Consider the following 17168-nt stretch of genomic DNA (forward strand, 5'->3'; position numbering starts at 1 on the left):
GAGCGGTAGTGTGGACAGTGCTTGCTGGCGGCTACGCCAACAATGGAGTGCGCCAGCTGATTGGGGCTTAACAATTTTTCGCTTTTTGCTGCGCCCAAGTCTCGGCTATGACTCGGACAGGCCCAATGGCCTGCCCCACGTTGCAATTGTAAAAGAGGAATAATTATATGCCGACTGGAACGGTAAAGTGGTTCAACAGCACCAAAGGGTTTGGATTTATCCAGCCCGACAATGGCGGTCCGGATGTTTTCGTCCACATTTCCGCTGTCGAACGCGCGGGCCTCTCGACCCTCGCTGACGGCCAGAAGATCAACTATGAGATCGAGCAGGACCGCCGCACTGGCAAGTCCTCAGCTGGCAGCCTGAGCAAAGCTGGTTGAAATTTTCTCCTGCGAAGTCGCAAGAGTGGGCGTGTAGGCCCGGAAGTGCTCACTGCCGCTCGATAGGGACGAGCAAAAGTGAGGGCAGCAGATTGCTGCATGGGTCGCGAATTCCTCATGAAACAAGTTGTTGGAAAGGAAGGCGGGGTTGGCCCCGCCTTTTTTATGCGACGCCCAGATTAAGCCGACGGCTGCAACGCTGCAGAAGGAATTTCAATTGCCGCAATCAAGCCGCGACCTTCTTGCGAGTTCGCTTCGTCGGCACCGGCGCTTCCGGCTCTTTCGGCGCTTTCGGTTTGCGGCCGAGCCCCATCGTTTTCGCCAGTGACGAACGCTTCGCGGCGTAGTTCGGCGCCACCATGGGATAATCCACCGGCAGGCCCCATTTGGCCCGATATTCACCCGGCGTCAGCCCATAGTGGGTCGACAGATGGCGCTTTAAAGATTTGAATTTCTTCCCGTCTTCAAGGGAGATGATGTAGTCCGGTGTCACCGACTTCCTGATCGGGACTGCAGGCGTAAGGGCAACCGGCTCTTGTGCAGAGATACCTCCGGCCGTCGCTCTCAGAGCCGCATGCACTTGGCCGATGAGGGCAGGGAGATCCCCCACCGGGATCGGATTGTTGGACACGTAGGCCGACACGACGTCGGCGGCAAGCTCAATGAGGGTGTCGACGTTTTTTCCGGCTTCTTCTGTCATGAAACTCTCCAGGGGTGAAACATAGTCAGCGAAGCGTCGCTTCATAGGGCCGGTTGCCGCTGAAAGCAACAATGTCTCTGACTGCGTTATTGCCAATGCTCGTCCAGAAGCGACATCGATGCGCCATATTTCGCGGCGTGACCGCTGAGCCACTCGTTGTTGGCGACCCTGCCGAGGTGCGTGGCGCGTGCCGCTCTAACTTAGCGCCGAAGTCGCTAGTAGCCTCGAGGCTAAGCGCGCTGTTTTTGTCTCGCTTTGCTTCTTTGGACTGTGAAATCGAGCGATAGTGGTCGCTTGATGGTGGGCGTCAGGGACGATGGAACAAACGTTCATTGGCAATGGCCAAAGTGATGTAAGTTCATCGCCGGTGAGCCGCTCTTGCAAAGGGGCTGGGAACCGCCGCTGATAAACCTAGGACATCAATGTATTTCGAGGCGTTTCTTAGCCGGTCCTGGAGAGGCGGCAATGGCTGCGGATGACACCTGTTCCAGGATATCAAACAGCGCGGCGACCGGCAGCTTCTCGAATCTGGAGCGGCTTCTCGCAAGTTGGCGCCGCGCCGAGAGGCCGGGCAAGGACAGTGAGCCGCCTGCATCAATGATATGCATCAACCAGCCAGCGACGCGTCCTCATACAGAATGCCGCGACCGGCCGTGTGATCTCGCCGGTAGTCGCCGAGGCCCTCTGCATGAAGCCTCGTGATGTGCTGACGATCAACCAGGCCAGAAAGGTCGACGTCCTGAAGCAGGGATGACATGAGTTTGCCACTATGCGCAGGCTTGCCATGCCCTTCCGCGGCATTTTGCGGGGCCTGTGAGTTGGGCAAGCTCGGCACTTCGATCGACTTGGCGTCACCCGGCTCATCGCCAACACGCGTTTCGGTCTGGTCCTACGCCGTGACGTTGACTCGGTTCGCGATGCCATTGAACTGCCGTGGAGAGCGGCCGAGGCGGAAGGGCTGATCAACCGCCTGAAGACGATCAAACGTACCATTAGGCAGCGCCGGCTGCGAACTCCTTAGGCACGCATGCTGCCACTCAGCCGGCCTGATCACCACACGAAGCGAGGAAGAACCTGGTCAAGTGCAAAGCGACAATTGCCTCGACAGCAGGTCCCGGAAGGTTTATGCTGCCCGATGTTACCGCAATCCTGAATGGCGATTGAGTACCTTCACGACTGAAGGGAGTGGAACTGCTTTGTCGGCCAAATTGTTGACGGAACGCCCGGCGCCCATTGTTGCTACATGTCTAGATTCTTGGGGCGTTTTGGATGATGCAATCCACCATCTCACTCCAAAGGGCAGTGGAATCTGGAACAACGTCGCTTTTGTACGCACTACATCCTTCGTGCCCGATTGGCATATTGTCTTTAACTCTGCTTCTCTTTTTGGGCTCCCTGTTGATATCGAGGCGAGCCCAAACAGGACAATCTTTGCAATCGGCGAACCGCCGACGAAAGCTCATCGTGCATTTCATGAAGGGCAGGGGAAGAATACTATCGTCCTGACGTCTGACGAAGAGCTGGCTGCTCGGCAGAATGCAGCGCGCCGATTCGTTTTGTCTCCACCTATCACTCGGTCTTGGTCTGTAAACAAGACATATGACCAACTTCTGGTCAGCGAAGTCGTGGATAAGCCGCTTCGGCTCTCATGGATTACCAGTAACATCGCCCTGCTAAAAGGACATCGATATCGGCTGGCGTTTCTGGAACGGCTGAGAAAGGAGCTCGATTTTGACCTGTTCGGCCGAGGTTTTCGGCTGATTGGAGATAAATGGAACGCACTCGCACCTTACCGTTACAGTATAGCGTTCGAGAATACTCGTGCTGACTACTATTTTACAGAGAAGCTTATGGACTGCTTCGTTGCTGAAACAATGCCGATCTATTACGGCAGCCCAGCAATCACGAGGTTCTTCCCTTCGGACTCTATGGTTCTGATTGACCCAGAGGACAAGAACGTAACCCAAAAAATTCAAGAAATCATCAACTCAGACCTCTGGAAGGAACGTCGCGGCGCAATAAGAGAGGCGAAGCGGCTAGTCCTCGAGAAATACAATACGTTTGCTTATCTCGCGGGCTTCATCGAAAGCGTTCAGGATAAACCCTTACCGCCAGAAATTATACACATCGAATCGCCTGAAGTTGATTTTGCAACAGACGAATGAATTGCTCCAACGCTCGCTTCGCGTGCCCGGCGGTTGGTGGTCTGGCGAGATCGGTGCGGAGCGCTCGGCGGAGAATGCCTGCTGCGCAGACGGGCCGGCACGGGCGCACAAGGTCATGCGCCCCCGGCTGCCGCTGATCAGACGAACTGGGGAAGGCCAGGAACGGAATTGAGGACCTCGTCCACGAGTTCGTCGCCGGCATGTTCCTTGGCGCAGGCGATCGTCTCGTTGGCGAGGGCGGCGATCTTTGCCATGCTGAGACCCTCACCCATCAATTGCTGCCCGAGCCCCATAAGGCCGCCACCCTCTGGGTCGTCGCCATGATACTTCGCTACTAATTCCGAAGCTCCCGGAATGGCCTCGATCATGCGCGCGCCGGGACCGTCGGCCGCGTGGCTCCGCAGGAAACCCAGCATTAACCCAATGGCCTTCTCTGCGAGAGCCGGGCCGATGCCGGCACCAGTGGCGATGCGCGGTAAGATTTCTTCCATGCAGGGTCTCTCTCTCTTTGATTAGGTTTACAAGGGGCCGGTCCGGCGCCCCGCGCCCTTGGCCGAACCACAATGGAACTCCACTAAATAGGCCAGCGGAAGTGCTATTGCGCCTAAAACCGCCTCTGTCAACGCAAGCTGCGTCGGAAGTGCGTGTTTCGCAAACCGAAGATCATTGCAATTCACTTCAGTACGCATTGGCAACCGCACAGTTTGCGTTGGCTCGCTTATGGGCCAATGCCCCCCGCCCGTCAAATGATGACGACAACGTGGTCGGCGCCTAGGATCTGTGGATCAAGGTGAGGCAGTTACAGCGGGTGGACCTGCTCAAGCGCGGCGCCGTCGACACAAAGGGCTAGATTGGCGATACTGCGCGTGTTGGCCATGTCTTTCCTGGCGTGATGGGATGTTCGTAGAAGCGGAGCTATATGCCGGTGTGACGGTCCACAAAGGCGGAACGCCTATTCCGATACGAGATCCATACTGTCGTATAGACCGTCGCTGCTTAGGTGTTGAAACCGCCATCGCTGGTGACATCACAATGTGCAGTCGGCGGGTGTCGACAAGGCCGATTGCGTAATCAGCAGGTCAGGAGGAACGAATGAACCCTGACGTTTCAGAAGCTCACTTTTCGCAAGGCGTGCAGCGCACATCGTGCAAGAGATTGCCAGTCTTGCGGATGCTGTCGACTTTCTCAACCTTGGCTGGAAGATCGCAGTGACCGAATCTACGAAGCCGCCCTCAGGGCGTGCTTTGATGCATACAACCGGTTGCCGACCAGGGATACCCCTCCTCCCTGAAGTCCAATCGAGAAGAGCGATCCTTCCAAGAGGGTCCCAGCTCAGCTGCGAAAACAGGTGTGAGACCCCGTCCTCTCCCTCAAGCTGATCTAGCTCAGGGCGTTCATGAGCCGCAGATCGCATAATGGCTGCGTGGACGACGCAGGAAGACCAATTATGAAAATCCTATTCAGTACGATGGCTGTCACCTTGCTGGCACCCACCGCCTTTGCTGCGGATTCGATCCCCACCGACCTCAGAGATACGGCATTGGCCACCTTCACGGCTTTGCCATCCACCACGCCGACAGTCGCCAACAACCCGATCACCCCGGAAAAGATCGCTCTCGGCAAGGCACTGTTCTTCGATCCACGCGTCTCGGCGTCAGGCGTCTTGTCGTGCAATTCATGCCACAACCTGGCCACCGGCGGCGACGACAATAACGAAACCTCGATTGGCCATGGTTGGCAGAAGGGACAGCGCAACGCGCCGACTGTACTGAACGCTGTCTTCAACATCGCCCAGTTCTGGGATGGTCGTGCCGAAGACCTGAAGGCTCAGGCGAAGGGACCGGTCCAAGCCGGGATCGAAATGGCCAATACACCGGGCCAACTCATCGCCACTCTCAAGTCCATGCCGCAATATGTCGAGTGGTTCGATGCAGCCTTTCCGGCTGAAGCCGATCGGGTCACCTTCGACAACTTCGCCAAGGCGATCGAAGCCTTCGAGGCGACACTGGTCACACCTGCCCCGTTCGACAGCTTCCTGAATGGTGATGAGGTTGCCATGACTTCCGAACAGAAACAGGGCCTGGTGCTTTTCATGGACAAAGGCTGCTCGTCCTGCCATGCCGGCATCAACGTTGGTGGGCAAGCCTATTACCCATTCGGCCTCGTGGAACGGCCCAGCGCCGAAGTCCTGCCGGACAAAGACAAGGGCCGATTTGAGGTCACCAATGCAGCCGACGATTCCTATGTCTTCCGCGTGGCGCCGCTGCGCAACGTTGCACTCACCGCGCCATACTTTCATTCGGGCAAGGTTTGGGATCTGAAACAGGCCGTCGCCATTATGGGGACCACCCAGCTCGGCGTAGTACTGGCGGACGAAGAAGTTGACCTGCTTGTTGCCTTCCTCAACTCGCTGACCGGAGAGGCACCTGACGTCGCCTATCCCATCTTACCCTCAGAAACGGCGACAACGCCCCGGCCTGTAACGCAGATCTCAGGAAAATAAGGGCCAACTGGCTGCGGACTCGCAATCGAAAATGATTGGCGATTTTTACTTGGCGGCACGAATTGCGACGTCCATCTCCGAATTGGCGGGACGCTAGCGATACCCGAACCCTGCCACCTCGCCCGTAGTCTGCGCGATCAACTGGGGGCGGACAGACGCAGCACCATATATTGTCGCTGCCTGAGCGAACGCGCCAAGCAGTCTACTTTGAGAAACGACGCGTGTCCGATTTGTTCGAGGCGCGGGGCCTGTATGTCCCCAAGGAACCGATATTATAGCGTAGTGCCACATTTATATTTCTGCGGGATTAAGACACGTCCGTAGGGAAATTGCACATTTGCGCCGAGTGGCTCATTTCCAAGAGTGTGCCGGTTTGGCATGTTCACGGCCGACAGGAGCCAGCCGGTAGCTCACCACACGGTGAGCAAGGAGAAGCCTCAGGCCACTTTCTCCCGGAGCGCGCGCGCTGCAGCGACCATGTTCATGAGGGCAGGGCGGACCTCCTCCCATTTGCGTGTTTTGAGGCCACAGTCCGGGTTTACCCACAGTTGGCCGTCGGACAGTCGCTCGCGGGCAAGCATGATTAGGTCCGAAATCTCGCAGACCTCCGGCACACGTGGTGAGTGAATGTCATAGACGCCGGGACCGATCTCGTTCGGATATTTGGAGCTCGTGAAGGCGTCCAGCAGTTCCATCTTCGAGCGCGACGTCTCAATCGAAATGACATCCGCATCCATTCCAGCGATCGCGTCGATGATCTCGTTGAACTCCGAATAGCACATGTGGGTATGGATTTGAGTCGCGTCCTTTACACCCGTTGAAGCGATCCGGAAGCATTCGACAGCCCAGTCGAGATAGGCTTTCCAGTCAGATTGGCGCAGTGGCAATCCTTCGCGAAACGCGGCCTCATCGATCTGGATCATCCTTGCGCCGGACCTTTCGAGATCCGTCACTTCGTCGCGGATGGCGAGCGCGATCTGGCGGCAGGCTTCGGAGCGGGGTACGTCGTCGCGAACAAAGGACCAGTTGAGAATGGTGACTGGGCCTGTGAGCATTCCCTTCACGGGCTTTTCCGTAAGCGACTGGGCGAATTGCCACCAGCGCACCGTCATCGGATTGCGCCTCGATACGTCCCCGAAGATGATGGGGGGACGCACGTAGCGCGACCCATAGCTTTGTACCCAGGCATGCTGGGTGAAGGCGAAGCCAGACAGCTGCTCGGCGAAATGCTGAACCATGTCATTTCGTTCGAACTCACCGTGCACCAGCACGTCCAGCCCGATCTCTTCCTGCCAACGAATTGCCGACTCGATCTCCTTCTTCAGGAAGATCTCGTAGTCGACATAGCTGAGCTGGCCCTTCGCATGATCGGCCCGCGCGCGGCGTACCTGCGGCGTCTGCGGGAAGGACCCGATTGTCGTCGTCGGGAACGGCGGCAGCCCGAGCGCGCCGGCCTGGACTCTGGAGCGCTCGCCAAAAGCGCTCTCTCGTCGCTTCATGCTATGGTCAATGCTGGCGATCCGCCCCTCAACAAGCGGGTCATGGATCTTCGTGGACGTCACGCGAGTGGCGGCAGCCTCGGCAGTCGCTTTCAACGCGCCTGCCACCGCATCCCTGCCTTGGGACAGGGCCCGGGCCAGCAAGACCAGCTCGTCGGTCTTCTGGGCCGCGAAGGCGAGCCACGACCTGATGTCGGCCTCGAGTTCCGTCTCCATGCGCAGGTCAATCGGCACATGCAGCATCGAGCAAGAAGGCGCGATTTCGACGCGGTCCAAGGGCCAGCCGGCGACGATCGGTTTGATGCGGTCGAGAATGGCGGGCAGGTTCGCACGCCAGACGTTGCGGCCATCGATCAAGCCGAGCGAGAGCACCAGATCCTTCGGAGCGAGCCGACCCACCGTTTCCAGCTGCTCGGGAGCGCGCACGAGATCAATATGCAGGCCGGCCAGGGGCAGAGAAACCGCGGTTTCGAGATTGTCTCCCAGCGACCCGAAATACGTAGCCAGCATGATCTTCAGCTCGGGCGCGGCTTTCGACAGCTGGCCATAGGCGAATTCGAACGCAGCTCGTTCGTTCGGGTTCAGATCGAGGACAAGCGCTGGCTCATCGATCTGGACCCAGTCGGCTCCCGACAGCTTCAGCCTCTGCAGGAGCTGCTCGTACGGGCAGCAGCTGCGGTAGGAGCGCGATGGGACCGAACCCTTCGGCAGGCGATTTCGCCAGCTTGAGGAAGGTGATGGGTCCAAGGATGACTGGGCGTGTGTGAATGCCGAGAGCTTTAGCCTCGAGGAAGTAATCGACCGGCTTCGTTGACGAGAGGGCGAACGTCTGATCATCATGGAGCTCCGGCACAATGTAGTGGTAGTTGGTGTCAAACCACTTGGTCATTTCCATCGCGGCTACACCAGGTCCATGAGCCGCCTCCTGGTGACCAGCGTGTCCACAATCCTCCGTCTGACCCTGGTTGCCGCGCGCCATTGCGAAGTAGATGTCAAGTGGGACCTCGCCGCTATTCCAACCGTACCGGGATGGAATGGCGCCGACCGTGGCTGCGGTGTCGAGCACATGGTCGTAAAGCGAGAAGTCGTTCGAGGGGATTTTTGACACGCCGCGATCGCGCTGCTCCTCCCAGCTAGCGGCACGGAGTGCCTTCGACGTCCCAAGAAGGTCGCCAGCGGACGATTTTCCGGACCAGTAGCTTTCAAGGGCGAATTTCAGTTCTCGCCGACGACCGAAGCGCGGCACGCCGAGCGTTGCTACAGGAATTTGCTGAGAGACAGTCATGTCATACCCCGATGGTTGGGGCGTCGGTGACAAGGAAGGCGCTAGCAGGCCCGGCACGCCCGGGTTGCAGCGGCCACCGAGACACCCCGCCCGTGGACGTAATTCGTCGTGGCAGGTCTCCTGGCTCGCGGGGTCATAGCCTCTACACGTCTTCCCGAGGGTATTCGCCTCAGTGACATGAGTGGGGTTGGCTCGCCGCTAACAGTTGCGGGGGCAGCGCCGGCATCGCACCGGCTTCCCTCTTAGCTCCGCTGCGGCAGCGCCGGACGCGAGAACCACGACACGCCAGACAATCACAGCAATCCCTTCTCTTGTCAATGACGAATAACGAAATGTTTATGTGGTTATGTCATCGCGCTTTTACGCTTGTCTAACATTTTGCAACAGTGAGTCGTCCATTTGCCGCCGCTGCACCGCTGCCCCCATTGTCCAACTAATGCAGGCCGTGCGGAGCCACAACAACCGGAGGACTCTAACCTCAACCTGAAAAGCGCTACCGCTCAAAGGACGCTGGTGATCCGCGAGCGCCGAGCCAACACCGAGGCTGCGGAAAGTGTGCAGGATGGCCCCAACCGATTTCGCGGTGCGGTAGGCGTCGGTAGTGAAATCTTTCTACCGTGCTTGTCAGTGCTGGTCCGCAACACGAGACGTTCAAGGCGTCATCACCAACTGCGATGGCCAAACTGAGATTAATCGCCCTCAATAATCCGTTCACCAACAAGAGAGCGGACGCGATCCAGCCACGGGAAAGAAAGAATTTTTCTCTCGATGCGTAGGTTTTCTGCAGCGAGATATTGGGCCGCGAGAACCTTCAACGTGAAACTCCATCGTGCGACTGCTGCTTCGATAGATGACCTGTCCACACCGCTGCCTTCAAGCGCGAAGACTAGGTCAAAGAATGTGCCGTTGGCTCTAACGTAGGGCCGCAGTAACTCCGACAGGAATTCCAGACGATCTGCTGGTTCGTCTGGAAGGACATCTTTTGCCGAGAGGCAAAAGCGGCGCAGCGCATCGGGCCAGAAGCGATCAGGTGAGGATGCGTGGTCGGTCTGCATAGCGTCCTCCAAGACTTTCCTCAGGGAAAGCCAAAGTTTGCACTTGAGTTCTCCTGATGCAGCTTCCATCGCGAATATGGCCCAAAGTGCAAGGATCGTGCCGACGTCGTTTCTCGTGTCCCCGTCCTGAAACCTCCAAGCATGCTCTCTCAGCGGGCGAATCTCGTCCCAGAGGGCTTCCAGGTGGTGCACGGGGTTGTTGGCAGACAGTAGGTAGCCGCCTCCAATCCGGCCTACGACACAATCGGGGCTAGAAAGCGCCGACCACGCTAGGGGATAGGATGGCGCGACAGGGATCAGCACATCCGTCAACGTGGGCGTTAGATCGGCGCCCGGGCTCTGCTGTTGACCCGCAACAGCAAGTACGGCGGCGATACGGTTAATCCGCCGAAGGGGTTGTACTTCGTTGATCCATGCAATGTAGTCGGGACGCGAACGAAGCATCGACGAAAGTTGGCCGATCAAGGTCACCAGTGGGTCTAGAACCGCTTCTTCGCGGTCCTGCCCATTATAGCGCCACGATCCTCCGCGTTCGCCCTCGAGAATAAGGTGCTCAAGCCAACACCAGGCTACCAAGGTCCCATCTTGGCGCTTGGAAAGGCCACCAATCAGGGCGTCCACAAAAATCCGCAGCTCGGACGAGGCTGAATCTATATCGATCACCTGACGGTCGTGGGCCGCCGCTTCTTCCCCCCATGCAATCCGGCGGCATTCTACGCTGCAGGCTTTCAGCAGACACAGGATGACCATTCCTTGTGGTTGAAAGGTGCCGGCTTGATCGAAAGCGAGCGGCGCAGCGCGAACCAAATCAGGTAGGTTTCTGCCGTGGTTTTCGGCGACCCATTGCTCGACGAAAACGGGGTGGGGCAATTGTCCAAGGTACTCAAGGTATCGAGCCGGGGAAACCCGCCGTGCGATGTCAAATAAGTATCCGTCGCCGAAAAACACGTGACTGTCCAGATGACTCTCCCATGCCTCCTCGACGTCGGGTTTGGCTTGGTAAGATTGGACGGCTCGGGTTATCGTTTCCTGGTGGGCGGAAAGCCCCGAAGCCTCCGGCTTGCTATTGAGTTGCTTCACCAGTCGCTCAACCGCTCTCCAGAACCCGTCTTGCGCAGTCTGGTCGGATTTGAGGCGCTCACTTAGCTCACTCATAAACGCGTCCGAAGAGCCCTCGTTGTCCATTGTGAGGAGCACCGGAGGTCGAAATTCGTCTTCTATCAAAGCCTGTGCGAAATTGTCAGCAGCGGCTAAGCCAACTAATTTGGCGAGTAGCCAATGCCCTTGTGGGATTTTCCCTTCTCTCTGATGGAGAAGGCGGAGAGCCTCCGCCAACTTTGGAAGATTTCTGCGCTCAAGATCCTCGGCCAGGTCGACCGTCGAAGGATCGGACGTCAGATCCTCGGAGGGCTGGGAGCCTTCGAGCCCAATTCCCGCTATCCAGGATGCGACGATCGCGCGAAGTTCAGCTGTGTCAGACCTCTCGTCGAGGATCCGCTTTGCCGCGGCAATCCCATCGGCTCGCACCGTTTTCCAATCCGCCATTTACGCATCCTCCTCCGCGGAAGGCGGGCTCCCTTGGGACAAAGGCTGCGAAGCAAGCCAAACGCGCGCGATCATCAAGCGGATCTGCATGGGGTTTGGCACTTTGATAATGAGTCCCAACCGTTCGCCCAATTCGTTGAAACTTGGTCCGCAATGCCAAACCTCGTCGTCGATAACGAGATATCGATCGTGGATGATCGATTGGTCCTGGCCTGGCATGATGCGAACGACAGGAGTGCGACGTCCGAGTTGCGTCTCTAATCCCTTCAGATCCGCAATTAACTGCAGGCCCTGTTGCACCTGGAAGCCCTGGACTCCGAAACTCAGAGTCCTGAGTCCAAGTAGCCCCGTCAATATTCGTGGGGTCACATCGTCATGCGGGTTTTGCAACGCAAACAGGCGCACCTCGCGTGGCCCAAAGAACGGATCGACGAAAATGAGGCGCCTGCGCGCGCGGCGAACCAGATCGACTATGTAGTCTTGGGCCTCCTTCCTTGCGGTCTCAATTTGGGATGGGGCTGACGAATTCGACGACGGGAGCAATCCAAACAAGCGCTGCGCGGCCTCTTCTCGCTGCTCGCGGACGCGACGTTGTATAAGCAGACGGCGCAGGCGCTTGCGGGCGCGATCATCAACAGGACCCCCTACCACCGATGTCTGCACAGGGCTGAGGATCGGAGTCTCATATGTTTGAGGCGGCTTACGTCGTCCGCCTGATGGGACCTCGACCTGTTTGGTTCCGCTATTCACAGCCATTCCTATGTTGATCTGGCCCACCCAGGAGTTTGGCTCGTGAATTCGCAACAGACCTCGTTCCTTACAAACGACAGCCCACCCAACCCGATCTGTGAGCTGGGGGGATTGATAGGTGGCAAATCCGTCTTTTGTGACCGGGATCGACGCTATGCTCGTCCAAGCTTCGGAGCGCCGCTCAACTACGTGTACTGTCAGCGAGGTGAGGTCGGCTGTTCGTGCGCACGTGCGTCTGGGAACGAGGTGAAGAGAAAGCGTTTCTCCGGCGTTGGTTCTTGAGCTCGGAAAAACCCGGCATGACGCGCAGACCGGGTCCGTTGCAAGCAGCGCAAGGCCGCAAAGCCATTCCTCCCGAGTGAATGGATCGAAACCTAGATTGTCCTGGAGCCAAGCACGCGCTTCGACATTAGCTCTGAGCTTCCAAATCGGACCGGCGGGCCGTTCCATTGGGACAAGGCGGTGAATACGGGGACCATCGTGCCATCGCATTGCAAAGGGTGCATCAACCGCAGTGGAGAACCTGCCCCAGTTCGGTTCTCGTGCCAACGCGGGCGCTTTTGCGAGGACGGGCTTCGGGGCTGTCAACGCGATGTTGACCCCGCCGGAAGCAGCTTTCACGTACCAACGTAAGGCGTCGGAACTGGACACCCGCTCAGTTGAAAAGCCCAACGTCCATCCGGGAAGCCCCGGCACCGTCCATGGCTTCTTGCCGGCTTTCCAGCCAGACGGGGCGGTCATGTCAAAGGGATAAAATTCGGCCCAGCCGAACAAAAGATATTGTTGTTTTTCAGCCCTCAATGACGCAATGCGAACCAGTGCTTCGGGGTAGTCGGTCGAAAAACCAGCAAAAGCAGCTTCAACCGAGGAGATATCAGTTTCCGAGACCTCGGCTGGACCTTCCATCTATCTAGCTCCGAGCCAATTTTTGTGGTCACCAGGACCGGTGGGCAAAGAAATCGGCGGAAATTTGTTCGTAAGGTCACGGAATGACGCGTGGGTTTCGACGACAATATCCGCCAGAACTGGTTGCCTTGTCGACGGATAATACCGTGCCTTCGCCTTTGAAAGTTGTGGTGAGCGTACGACCTGTCAGGGCTCCGTATCGAAACGCACCATGCTCACCTCCGCCTCATTAACGGGCTTGCTCACGGCTTGGTCCAGCTTCCGTTGGCAAACACAACCGCATTGAAGAGCTCGTTTGAGGAACCCCTGCAAGCGGATTTGTGCACAGCCGCGGCAACCGTGCGCCAGCCGCCCCCATCTACTGTTCCCGTTAGACCGTCCAGCATCTCAGGTTTGCCGACGTGGTGGCGCCAGGCGCGCCACTGCTCGCGTTCGGCGGCGGCGACCCGTGCTACATTGAACGTGTTGCCGAGGTTGGCGTCGGATTTCGAGACGTCAAGGATCGCTTCGAAGGTGGCCTGCGAGTAGACCCTGTCGTCCCAGTGTACCCCTTGGGTGTCTTTATAGTCGACGGCAACGCCATCGCGGAACCACGTGTGCCTTGGGCGTAGCCAAACGCTAGTCTCATCAAGCGTCCCGCAAGCCCCGTACTTGTTGGAAGAGTTGCAGTAGCTTTCGACGACGCTGCCGACGACCGGGAACTGAGCGCCATTGCTCGATTCGATAGAGTTACGGAGCTTTTCCAGGCACTTCGGCATGGCAGCCGCTGGGGCACCATTCGTCCGGCAGGCATTGATGCTCCAAGATGCGAGTTGCTGAGAAGACGGGTTGAGAACGATCACTTCAGCGTTCAGGGGCGGGAACCATCCCTTGCCCGCATCCGCTTCCGCGTAGGTACAGCGTTTTGTGGGAAGGCCCTCATAGCCTGGAACTGCAACGTCCCGACAGGCGTTGCCGCCAGTGCCCTCAGTATAGCGACCCTTCGTGGTGCTCGACCAAGCCGTAGTTTCCGAAGCGAAGAAAGGGTCACTGATGGGTAGGGTCGGTTTGGCCCCCTCGGGAGCACATTGAAACTCGGCGAGCGCTGGTGCCGCAGCGGTGAAAAGTACCGAAACTGCTAGAACCAGCGGATATAGGGAACGGATTGGCTTCATGGGTCAGGGCTCCAGGGACCAAAGGCTGCGGCTACCATCGCCGATCGGGTCATCGGCCATACGTCCGACGTACCGGATGTATTCTTCCGGCTTCCAGTTGTAGAGCGGCGCGATCGCCACACGCCAGTTTTGGCCCGCGGTTTTGCGGCTGAGGCCGGATTTTAGATCGGTGCCATAGGCAAGGGTGGCGGCCCTGTAGTGCTTCGAAAGACTAAGGCGCGATGCCACGAAATCGATCGCCTCCCGACGGCTTTTAAAGGCAGGGTATACGTTACCGGCGTCCTCTTTTGGCTGGCACCAGAGCACAAACTTTCCGTGCCCTGCGGCGATCTTATCGCCCGGCCACTTGAAGGCAAGAATGTTGTTGGACTTTATGGCAATGCGGGTCGTTCCGAACCCGGACTCGACGATTGTCATTGCCGCTAGGGCGGGAGCCGGGACCCCCCATTTTCGCTCAGCTTCTATTGCTGCCGAAGACACGTCATCAACAAAAGCCAGCCTGTCGGCCTTGCTCGGAATGCGAATTGGGTTGTAGCACCAGTAGCCAATGCCAGGTCGATCCAACTCATCACCAATCGCAACCGTGGTATAGATTGCGGCTAGGAGAGCGAAGCTGAACAGCGCCGCAGTTCGCATCATTCCCCCTCTTTGAAACGCCCCGTGAGATCTATTCGAGCGTACTCCGCAGTGAAGCGCCCAGTTTATAGCAACGCCTCCTCTAAAATTAATTTGCAAGAACCCACTTCCCGCCCTGGCCTTGCAGAATGTAGAACTGCCCGGCTTTCAATTTGAAAGAATTGTCGGCGCCGGACGTTGCTACCTTCCCGACAATAGAGTTCGCTCCCGTAACGTCGACAACTTTCACCTCTTCACTCGAAATCGCCAAAAGAGTGTCTGTTCCGTCGACGCTGACTAGCAAATTGAGTGAGGCGTCGGCCGAATTGCAAATGGCAACTCTGTCAGCGATGGGGAAAGTGGACGTCTTCGAAAGCAAGCAAGCACTTAAACCTGATTGGTCAGCTTGGAGGGTTCCTGGGTCCACGCCGTTTAGTTCTCTCTGGAACTGTGCGGAACCGCCAGGTAGAATCAAAATTCCATCCGATCCGCCCAATTCCTGTCCGACACTGTCTGTCACGCCTGGGCCAAACTGTTTCTTGAGGATCAAGGCATCCCTGTTAGTGAGGCGTTCCCCCTTATTCCAAGGAACAACGAACTGACCAATCTCATCGGCATAAAGCGTAGTCGGAATGCCGATCAATGAAATGCACAACAGAGTAAACTGAAACTTCGGCGATGACATTTCGGCACCTCAAAGTGGAGGAGTCTGCTTGGAAGGAACCTTTGCGGGGGCGGGCACATCGCCTGCCTTGGCCTGATCCAGCTGCTTGGCTGCAACAATCTTGTCTGAGAGAATTTGATCTGCGACGTTGACCCTTCCGAAAACGTAGCCAATTATCGCGCCCAGCAAACTGAACACCGGGGCTGTCTGTTGATCGGAATATCCTGCCACAATTAGAAATAGTGCAGCGAATATAACCGTAAGAATAACGAACGATTTTTGAAAATCAGGCGTGAAACCGGTTCTCCAGGCGATCGCAGTCAGGATCAAAGTCATGGATATTAACAAAATGACGGTGCACGCCGTCAAGTAAATTTCCCAAGGGTGTTTCGTCGAGTAGTAGGTCGTCCCATTCGACTTAAATGTCTCAATGACTTTAGGGGGTTGCTGTACGGCCCCTGGCTGATCCGTGACAGTGTTGGCTGGCTTGATATTTTCGGTCTTTTGACTGCCAGGAGGCGGGTTATCCCGGCCTTCGGTCTGAGCTAAAATCCGCTGCGTCTGGAGCGGGGGACTTGCGACGGCATGGACTGTTGGCGAGCCGATGAGAAGGCTGAACGCGAAAAGCGCGACCAGCACCCATTCAATCCGAAAGGGTCTTCTCATGATACGGCCTCCGACGCGGAAGCCCAGTCCCTAACGCCTCGGAGATAGGCTCTTGCGAGCCCTGCCTCTCCGATTGATGCAACCTTCAGGCAGTCGCCTTTGTTCGAACCAAAGAACGGTTCAATCAAGACGCTCGGCACGGTGGCGAGCGCGCTGACGGATCCATAACCTCGATCGCCGGGTTGAAGAGGCTGCAGGCCATTGCCGTTTCGCAATGGGAGTCCGAGAAGGGATTGAATCTGGAGCGCCAAGGGTCGGGCAAGGCCTTGCGCGACACCGTTGCCGGCGCGAAACAAAACCATCGATCCAGTGGCTTCGGGGCTGGCGCTGTTGAAGTGCAATTCGATTGCGCAATCTGCCCCCCAGGCTTGGACCTCGCCGTATACCTGCGCTATCTCGGAGGAGTAGCTGCCTTGACTCACTCGAAGGAATTTCTCTGCAATTACATTGTAGTGGGGCGATTCGGCGACAATCTGATCAGCTACAACGCCGTTAAACGCGAATTCGCTTCTCGAGATTGGCGATACCGCAGATGAGCCGGTACTCACGCTGTTGTGGCCGACAACGACGGCGACTCGGATGTTCTTCGTTCCAGGTGCGATGTCATCAGGTGGGGTTGCTACCGGCTTGGGCGGCACTGGTGTGGCCGGCGCTTGGCTGCCACCAAGAAATGATCGAGCCTCATCGAACAGCGACAGGACCTTGATGACATAGTTGGAATCTGCAGCATAATTTGGTGCGATATGCCTGATGTAGCCTGCGCCGTCGTCATTAAATTGCTTCCATCCGTCGTAGGGGCCGCTCTCGATGAAATGCCAATACCCGGCGATGAAGGCATGGACCGACGAGAACAGGCAATAAACCGCATCCTCGTTGTCGGATCCCGTATAGTCGACGGCGCTCGCGTACCCCTCCATCCGAGCGCGATATTTTATCCCGCCGAAATTGAGGGCCTTCATGGCTAAATCACTGTTCCCGCGGTTTGATTCCAAAATCCACTGCGACAGCGACGCTACCTTAAGTTCGACGGGTACTGCATCGTAGGCATTGTACTCCGCGACGAGATCGTTCCACTTTGCGCCGATGGATTTTTGCGGTACAGGATTGGTGTCAGGTGGGATCGGCGCCGCTTGGGTATCTGTCGCCGGATCGTCTTCGCTAGAGCCGGTCGAAACCTCAGGGTAAGTAACCCTAATCGCGTATGCCCCGTTGTCTTTGACGATTTCAACCGAGGCGCCGTCGTCGGTGAACATTTTCGCTCTGGTCTGAGCTTCAGCCAGA

Annotated in this window: 13 protein-coding genes, 1 pseudogene and 1 riboswitch; of the genes and pseudogenes, 3 read left to right on the plus strand and 11 right to left on the minus strand. The window is 57.3% G+C overall.

Annotation, left to right across the window (positions count from 1 at the left end):
* Positions 1 to 167 precede the first annotated feature (167 nt).
* Positions 168 to 380, plus strand: coding sequence for a cold-shock protein (locus NKH54_RS26370; protein WP_023679670.1), 213 nt, complete (start codon positions 168 to 170; stop codon positions 378 to 380).
* A gap of 226 nt (positions 381 to 606) precedes the next feature.
* On the opposite strand, the gene NKH54_RS26375 is transcribed toward NKH54_RS26370, so the two are convergent.
* Positions 607 to 1080 carry a Ros/MucR family transcriptional regulator gene (locus NKH54_RS26375; RefSeq protein ID WP_023702968.1) on the minus strand — a complete coding sequence of 158 codons (474 nt, stop codon included), beginning with the start codon at positions 1078 to 1080 and terminating at the stop codon, positions 607 to 609.
* Between the two features lie 419 nt (positions 1081 to 1499).
* Positions 1500 to 1688: a hypothetical protein gene (locus tag NKH54_RS26380; protein WP_023707827.1), complete on the minus strand. Its 189-nt coding sequence runs from the start codon at positions 1686 to 1688 to the stop codon at positions 1500 to 1502.
* 552 nt (positions 1689 to 2240) lie between these two features.
* Here NKH54_RS26380 and NKH54_RS26385 point away from each other — a divergent pair.
* The gene (locus NKH54_RS26385; RefSeq protein ID WP_196815046.1) at positions 2241 to 3245 is read left to right on the plus strand and encodes a glycosyltransferase family 10 domain-containing protein; all 1005 of its coding nucleotides are present in this window, start codon (positions 2241 to 2243) and stop codon (positions 3243 to 3245) included.
* Positions 3246 to 3382: 137 nt separating this feature from the next.
* Here NKH54_RS26385 and NKH54_RS26390 read toward each other — a convergent pair whose 3' ends face one another.
* On the minus strand, positions 3383 to 3736 hold the full coding sequence (locus tag NKH54_RS26390) for a hypothetical protein (RefSeq protein WP_353029301.1): 354 nt from the start codon (positions 3734 to 3736) through the stop codon (positions 3383 to 3385).
* Positions 3737 to 4692: 956 nt separating this feature from the next.
* Here NKH54_RS26390 and NKH54_RS26395 point away from each other — a divergent pair.
* On the plus strand, positions 4693 to 5748 hold the full coding sequence (locus tag NKH54_RS26395) for a cytochrome-c peroxidase (RefSeq protein WP_353029302.1): 1056 nt from the start codon (positions 4693 to 4695) through the stop codon (positions 5746 to 5748).
* A gap of 437 nt (positions 5749 to 6185) precedes the next feature.
* On the opposite strand, the pseudogene metE reads toward NKH54_RS26395, so the two are convergent.
* The 8 genes and pseudogenes from metE to NKH54_RS26435 all read right to left on the minus strand — a co-directional run bounded on the left by metE (position 6186) and on the right by NKH54_RS26435 (position 17140).
* Positions 6186 to 8532, minus strand: a pseudogene (gene metE, locus NKH54_RS26400) (5-methyltetrahydropteroyltriglutamate--homocysteine S-methyltransferase).
* 93 nt (positions 8533 to 8625) lie between these two features.
* Positions 8626 to 8827, minus strand: a riboswitch (cobalamin riboswitch).
* A gap of 394 nt (positions 8828 to 9221) precedes the next feature.
* Complete coding sequence (locus NKH54_RS26405; protein ID WP_353029303.1) at positions 9222 to 11132, minus strand: hypothetical protein; 1911 nt, start codon at positions 11130 to 11132, stop codon at positions 9222 to 9224.
* Positions 11133 to 12788 (minus strand): VPA1262 family N-terminal domain-containing protein, encoded by a 1656-nt coding sequence (locus tag NKH54_RS26410; RefSeq protein WP_353029304.1) that lies wholly within the window; start codon positions 12786 to 12788, stop codon positions 11133 to 11135. It lies immediately after the preceding gene.
* 242 nt (positions 12789 to 13030) lie between these two features.
* A complete protein-coding gene (locus tag NKH54_RS26415; protein ID WP_353029305.1) occupies positions 13031 to 13942 on the minus strand; it encodes a hypothetical protein in 912 nt (303 codons plus the stop codon).
* 3 nt (positions 13943 to 13945) lie between these two features.
* Complete coding sequence (locus NKH54_RS26420; protein WP_023690628.1) at positions 13946 to 14581, minus strand: glucosaminidase domain-containing protein; 636 nt, start codon at positions 14579 to 14581, stop codon at positions 13946 to 13948.
* Positions 14582 to 14666: 85 nt separating this feature from the next.
* A complete protein-coding gene (locus NKH54_RS26425) occupies positions 14667 to 15242 on the minus strand; it encodes a hypothetical protein (RefSeq protein ID WP_353029306.1) in 576 nt (191 codons plus the stop codon).
* Between the two features lie 9 nt (positions 15243 to 15251).
* Positions 15252 to 15887, minus strand: coding sequence for an A24 family peptidase (locus tag NKH54_RS26430; RefSeq protein ID WP_353029307.1), 636 nt, complete (start codon positions 15885 to 15887; stop codon positions 15252 to 15254).
* Positions 15884 to 17140, minus strand: coding sequence for a glucosaminidase domain-containing protein (locus tag NKH54_RS26435; protein WP_353029308.1), 1257 nt, complete (start codon positions 17138 to 17140; stop codon positions 15884 to 15886). Before NKH54_RS26435 ends, NKH54_RS26430 begins: the two co-directional genes overlap by 4 nt.
* Positions 17141 to 17168 lie beyond the last annotated feature (28 nt).

The organism is Mesorhizobium sp. M1004, from assembly GCF_040318795.1.
Classification (GTDB): Bacteria; Pseudomonadota; Alphaproteobacteria; order Rhizobiales; family Rhizobiaceae; genus Mesorhizobium.

Bases quoted from the DNA above. Each gene is read 5' to 3' on its own strand.
- NKH54_RS26410 (WP_353029304.1), bottom strand. From the start codon at position 12,788: ATGGAAGGTCCAGCCGAGGTCTCGGAAACTGATATCTCCTCGGTTGAA.
- NKH54_RS26390 (WP_353029301.1), bottom strand. From the start codon at position 3,736: ATGGAAGAAATCTTACCGCGCATCGCCACTGGTGCCGGCATCGGCCCG.
- NKH54_RS26415 (WP_353029305.1), bottom strand. From the start codon at position 13,942: ATGAAGCCAATCCGTTCCCTATATCCGCTGGTTCTAGCAGTTTCGGTA.
- NKH54_RS26370 (WP_023679670.1), top strand. From the start codon at position 168: ATGCCGACTGGAACGGTAAAGTGGTTCAACAGCACCAAAGGGTTTGGA.
- NKH54_RS26395 (WP_353029302.1), top strand. From the start codon at position 4,693: ATGAAAATCCTATTCAGTACGATGGCTGTCACCTTGCTGGCACCCACC.
- NKH54_RS26420 (WP_023690628.1), bottom strand. From the start codon at position 14,581: ATGATGCGAACTGCGGCGCTGTTCAGCTTCGCTCTCCTAGCCGCAATC.
- NKH54_RS26430 (WP_353029307.1), bottom strand. From the start codon at position 15,887: ATGAGAAGACCCTTTCGGATTGAATGGGTGCTGGTCGCGCTTTTCGCG.
- NKH54_RS26425 (WP_353029306.1), bottom strand. From the start codon at position 15,242: ATGTCATCGCCGAAGTTTCAGTTTACTCTGTTGTGCATTTCATTGATC.
- NKH54_RS26435 (WP_353029308.1), bottom strand. From the start codon at position 17,140: ATGTTCACCGACGACGGCGCCTCGGTTGAAATCGTCAAAGACAACGGG.
- NKH54_RS26375 (WP_023702968.1), bottom strand. From the start codon at position 1,080: ATGACAGAAGAAGCCGGAAAAAACGTCGACACCCTCATTGAGCTTGCC.
- NKH54_RS26380 (WP_023707827.1), bottom strand. From the start codon at position 1,688: ATGCATATCATTGATGCAGGCGGCTCACTGTCCTTGCCCGGCCTCTCG.
- NKH54_RS26405 (WP_353029303.1), bottom strand. From the start codon at position 11,132: ATGGCGGATTGGAAAACGGTGCGAGCCGATGGGATTGCCGCGGCAAAG.